Source organism: Mesorhizobium sp. M8A.F.Ca.ET.021.01.1.1 (assembly GCF_003998025.1).
Lineage (GTDB): Bacteria > Pseudomonadota > Alphaproteobacteria > Rhizobiales > Rhizobiaceae > Mesorhizobium.
This window is the reverse complement of the sequence record NZ_RZSJ01000485.1, coordinates 1-4,869: the sequence shown is the minus strand read 5'-3', so window position 1 is coordinate 4,869 and position 4,869 is coordinate 1. Positions and strand designations below refer to the sequence as shown.

The window sequence follows — 4,869 nt, the reverse complement described above, 5'->3', positions numbered from 1 at the left end:
GTCATGGTGAAATCACGGATCGCGGTCAGCGACTTGCCGGTGGGTGACAGGAAGCGGCGGCTGACATTGATCAGCTCAATTGCCGGTGCGCTTTTCTCTTGTGCCATGCTGGGCTAACTCCTCGAACGAAGAACCGCCGTCGGCCAGGGCCTCCGGACGTGAAAACCAGACGATTGCCGGCACGAGGCGGTGCATCGCGCCGGCAGACGGGTTTACTTCGCGTTCTTGACGAATTCCGTCGTGTAGGTCTTCGACAGGTCGATCTGCTTGCCTTGCAGGTCCTTCTTGAAGGCCGACAGCACAGTCAGCACCGTCTCGGGGCCGCCCTCGGGCATTACGCCGTCGGCGGTGAACATCGCCTTGCCGGCATCGAGGGCCTTCACATAGCCCTCCTTGTCGCCGACATAGTAGTCCTTCGGCATCTTGTCGGCGATTTCGGCGCCGCTATGGGTATTGATGAATTTCTGCGTCTTGACGAAAGCATTGGCCAGCTTCTGCACCACATCCTTGTGGGCCTCGACCCAGTCTGTCTGCATGTAGAGTGACGCGGCCGGGTATGTGCCGCCGAGCGCGGCTTTTGTGCCTTCCATCGTACGCATGTCGATAAGGACTTTGGCCTCACCCGTCTTGAGTAGCCGGGTGATGGTCGGCTCGGTCGTCATACCCGCCTGGATCTTGTCCTGTTGCATCGCGGCGATGAATGTATCGCCGGCACCGACGGGGATTGAGGTGAATTCACCCAGCTTCAAGCCGTTCTTCACGGCGAGGTATTCCGTCAGGAAGTTTGTCGAGGAGCCGAGGCCGGTGACACCAAGGTTCATGCCCTTGAAATCGGCCGGCGACTTGATTTCGGGATGCTTCGTCGAAACCAGTTCGACCTCGCCGGGCGCCTGGCTGAACTGGACAATGGACTCGACGAATTTGCCTTTGGCCTGGAGGTCGATGCTATGGTCATAGAAGCCGACAACGCCTTGCACGGCGCCGGCCAGCATCTCGTTTTCGGCATCGACGCCGGCCGGTTCGTTCAGCAACTCGACGTCAAGACCCTCGTCCTTGAAGTAGCCCAGGGCTTCGGTGAGCTTGGCGGGCAGATAGATCTGCTTTTCGTAGCCACCCACCATGATGGAAATCTTTTCGTCGGCCGCCGATGCCGCCGTGGCACCCGTGGCGGTGATGGCAAGCGTCAAGGCAACGGTGCGCAACGCACACTTCGAGATGAAACCGGTCACAAAACTTCCTCCATTTGGGCGACGCGCTGTGAAGCCGCGCCGCATTCCTCCCTCGCCGACCGTCGCGGGCCGGACATGCGGTGACACCGCAAAACCGTCATGACATGCCCAAGCTTTCAGCTGGCTTTCAGTCGCGGGGCAAAAAAATCGTTCGCAGCGTCACGCCCGAGCGCTCTGCCCCAGGACGTCGCGCATGTCGTATTCGCCGGGAGTGCGGCCCGCCACCCAGAGAGCGGCGGCGATGGCGCCACGCGCGAACATGACGCGGTCGCCGGCCACATGCGACACGGTGACGGTCTCGCCCTCGGCGCAGAAGGAGACGCTGTGCTCGCCGACGATGCTGCCGCCGCGCGCCACCGCGAAGCCGATCTCGCCCACCGGCCGCGCGCCGGTGGCGCCATCGCGGACGCGCCTTGCCACCATGTCCAGTTCGACGCCGCGCCCGCCGGCAACGGCTTGCCCCAGCATCAGCGCCGTGCCCGAGGGCGCATCGATCTTGTGGCGATGATGCGCCTCGAAAATCTCGGCATCCCAGTCTTGCGGAGCGAGTGCCCTCGCCGCCTGCTCGACCAATCCGACCAGCATGTTCAGGCCGAGCGAAAAGCTGCCGGAGCGGACTATCGCGATGTTTTTGGCGGCATCGGCAATAATGGCCGCTTCGGCCGCATCGAAACCGGTCGAGCCAATCACCAAGGCTGGCCCGCCGCGTTGCGCACAGAAACTGGCCAGATCGGCGGAGGCAGCCGGCGTGGTGAAGTCGATGACCACATCGGCCATGGCAAGCGCTTCCTCGCGGCTCACCAGCCCATCACCGACACTGCCTGGGCGGTGAAAGCGGGCGGCAAGCGCCAGACGCGCATCGGCCCGCACCGCATCCGCCATCTGGCGTCCCATGCGGCCGAGAGCGCCCGATATGGCGATCCTGATCGGCGGCTGCGACATCGGCTCCTGCTATTTCCACATGCCGCGCATGCGCGCGCCGATGTCGACGCGCACCTCCGGCCGGGGTGCCCTGCCCTGCGCCGCTTGCGCGGCCGGCCACGAAAGCTGCTGGAACGCGGCAAGGATGGAGGCCGGGATGAAACGGGTGCGCGAGGCATAGAGATGACGGTCGCCACGCGCCGCCTGCCCGTGCGGAAAGAAGCGCTGCGGCATGATCAGGTTGAGGCTGTCCTTGGCTCGTGTCATCGCCACGTAGAGCAGCCGGCGCTCTTCCTCGATGTCCTCCTTGGTGCCGACGCCGAGATCGGCCGGAATGCAGCCATCGACCGTGTTCAGCACGAAGACGTTCTTCCACTCCTGGCCCTTGGCCGAGTGGATGGTGGACAGGATCAGATAGTCCTCGTCGCGATGCGGTGGCCCGGCCTGGTCGCTGGTCGCGTCCGGCGGATCGAGGGTCAGCTCGGTCAGGAAGCGTTCGCGCGAAGCATAGCCCGACCCGATTTGCTCCAGTTGCAGCAGATCCGCCCGGCGCGTGGTCGCATCCTCGTGGATGCGCTCCAGATGCGGTTCGTACCAAAGCCTGATCTGTTCGAGATCGGCTGGCCATTTGGCGCCGGCACGCAAGCCGGAATAGAGCGAGACGAATCCCGGCCAGTCGTCGGCGGCGCGCTGCGGTGGACGCCAGCCGGCCAGGCCCATCGCCTCGTCCAGCGCCGACGTCATGGCCTCGACGATCTGCGCGGCGGCGGAAGGACCGATGCCTGGCAAGAGCTGCAGCACGCGAAAGCCGGCGACACGGTCGCGTGGGTTTTCGGCAAAGCGCAGCACCGCCAGCACGTCCTTGACGTGGGCGGCATCGAGGAATTTCAGGCCACCGAACTTGACGAAAGGAATGTTGCGCCGCGTCAGTTCGATCTCCAGCGGTCCGCTGTGGTGCGAGGCGCGAAACAGCACCGCCTGTGACTTCAGCGCGGTGCCGGCCTCACGCTCCGCCAGGATGGTGTCGCAGACGAAGTTCGCCTGCTCGACCTCGTCACGCACGGTCACAAGTCTTGGCTTGTCGGTGGATTTGCGTTCCGACCACAGGTTCTTGGTGAAGCGCTCGGAAGCTTCGCCGATGACCGCATTGGCGGCGGCCAGAATGGTCTCGGTCGAGCGGTAATTGCGCTCCAGCATCACCACGTCGGCGGTCTGCGCGAACTGCCGGGGAAAGTCGAGGATGTTGCGCACCTCGGCGGCGCGGAACGAATAGATCGACTGCGCGTCGTCGCCAACGACCGTCAGCCCGGCGCCGTCGGGTTTCAACGCAAGCAGGATCGACGCCTGCAGCCGATTGGTGTCCTGGTATTCGTCGACCAGCACATGATCGAAACGCCCGCCCAGATGCGTGGCGATCTCAGGCTCGGCCGTCATCTGCGCCCAGTAGAGCAGCAGATCGTCGTAATCGAGCACGTTCTGCGCCTGCTTGGCCTCGACGTAACTGGCAAACAGCTGCTTGAGCTGCTCTGCCCAGCCGGCGCACCAGGGGAAGGCAGACCCCAGCACCTCACCGAGCGGGGCCTGCGCGTTGACGGCGCGCGAATAGATGGCAAGGCAGGTGCCTTTGGTTGGAAAGCGCGCTTCCGTCCTGGAGAAACCGAGTTCGTGGCGCACGAGATTCATCAGATCGGCGGAATCCTCGCGATCATGGATTGTGAAGGCCGGATCGAGGCCGATCTCCAATGCATAATCGCGCAACAGCCGCGCACCGATGCCATGAAAAGTGCCCGCCCAGGTGAGCGCATCCGTGATCACCGCGGCGTCGCGACCGAGCACTTCGCCGGCGATGCGCTCGACGCGTCTCGCCATTTCGGATGCGGCGCGCCGCGAAAACGTCATCAGCAGGATGCGGCGCGGGTCGGCCCCCTTGACGATCAGATGGGCGACGCGGTGCGCCAGCGTATTGGTCTTGCCGGAGCCAGCCCCGGCAATGACCAGCAGCGGGCCTGCAATCTTGCCGTCGCCATGTTCGACGGCCTGGCGCTGGGCATCATTCAGCCGGGCGAGATAGGCCGGCTGGACGGTCGAGTCGAAAAAGGTCGAATCATGGGCGGCGAGGTTCATCGCCCATCAAGCATCGTTTCCGCTTTGTTCGCAACAGAGAAGCGGCTCCGCCAATTCGGCGAGCAATACGATCAGCGTTTCGGGTCAACGCCCATCGCCGCCGATTGCCGGCGCAGCGCTTCGCGGTCGTTTGCAGGCGCCGGCAGCAGGAGCGGATCGACAGTGTCGGGGACCTCGTCGATCATCTTGCGGGCGAGACGGTAAGTGACAAAGGCCAGCGTGCCGACCAGAAGCAAACGGATCATGTGGGCGGTCCTCCTTCTCTGGATCAACTGGAGGCCGGGCCTTTTGTTCCCTCGGCGCAATCGCCGCAACCAAACCGGCGCCGCCTCGTTCTGACTTGGAGGAGGTAGCGATGAAAAAGCTAGGACTGATCCTCGCGCTCGTCGCCTTGGCGCTCACGGCCTGTGACAACAAACTGCCGCCGACAAAGGCGACTGGAGGGGACCAAGGTCTCGCAATTCCTGCCGCGAACAATGGCATTGCCAGGCAGTGAATGGTGGCCCGCACCCGACAATTGCGGGGTCGTCATCAACGCATTGCCGCGATGCATTCCTCGAGGCGGTCGAGGCGGAACTTGGCATTGCGCAGTTCG

The 4,869-nt window shown here is 63.9% G+C and carries 4 protein-coding genes and 1 pseudogene; all 5 read right to left on the bottom strand.

All coding sequences use genetic code 11. The features are described 5' to 3' along the window. Positions 1–107, bottom strand: a pseudogene (locus EOA36_RS27795) (ABC transporter ATP-binding protein); the annotation flags it as partial. 105 nt (positions 108–212) lie between these two features. Continuing rightward, positions 213–1,229, bottom strand: coding sequence for an ABC transporter substrate-binding protein (locus tag EOA36_RS27790; protein WP_127280273.1), 1,017 nt, complete (start codon positions 1,227–1,229; stop codon positions 213–215). A gap of 159 nt (positions 1,230–1,388) precedes the next feature. Then, positions 1,389–2,171 (bottom strand): 4-hydroxy-tetrahydrodipicolinate reductase, encoded by a 783-nt coding sequence (gene dapB, locus EOA36_RS27785; protein WP_127280272.1) that lies wholly within the window; start codon positions 2,169–2,171, stop codon positions 1,389–1,391. A gap of 9 nt (positions 2,172–2,180) precedes the next feature. After that, positions 2,181–4,274, bottom strand: a complete 2,094-nt coding sequence (locus EOA36_RS27780) for an ATP-dependent helicase (protein ID WP_127280271.1) — start codon at positions 4,272–4,274, stop codon at positions 2,181–2,183. Positions 4,275–4,345: 71 nt separating this feature from the next. Further along, positions 4,346–4,519 (bottom strand): hypothetical protein, encoded by a 174-nt coding sequence (locus EOA36_RS37455; RefSeq protein WP_167531203.1) that lies wholly within the window; start codon positions 4,517–4,519, stop codon positions 4,346–4,348. Between the last annotated feature and the right edge of the window lie 350 nt (positions 4,520–4,869).

Coding starts and splice junctions, on each gene's coding strand:
- dapB (WP_127280272.1), bottom strand. CDS start 2,171: ATGTCGCAGCCGCCGATCAGGATCGCCATATCGGGCGCTCTCGGCCGC.
- EOA36_RS27780 (WP_127280271.1), bottom strand. CDS start 4,274: ATGAACCTCGCCGCCCATGATTCGACCTTTTTCGACTCGACCGTCCAG.
- EOA36_RS37455 (WP_167531203.1), bottom strand. CDS start 4,519: ATGATCCGTTTGCTTCTGGTCGGCACGCTGGCCTTTGTCACTTACCGT.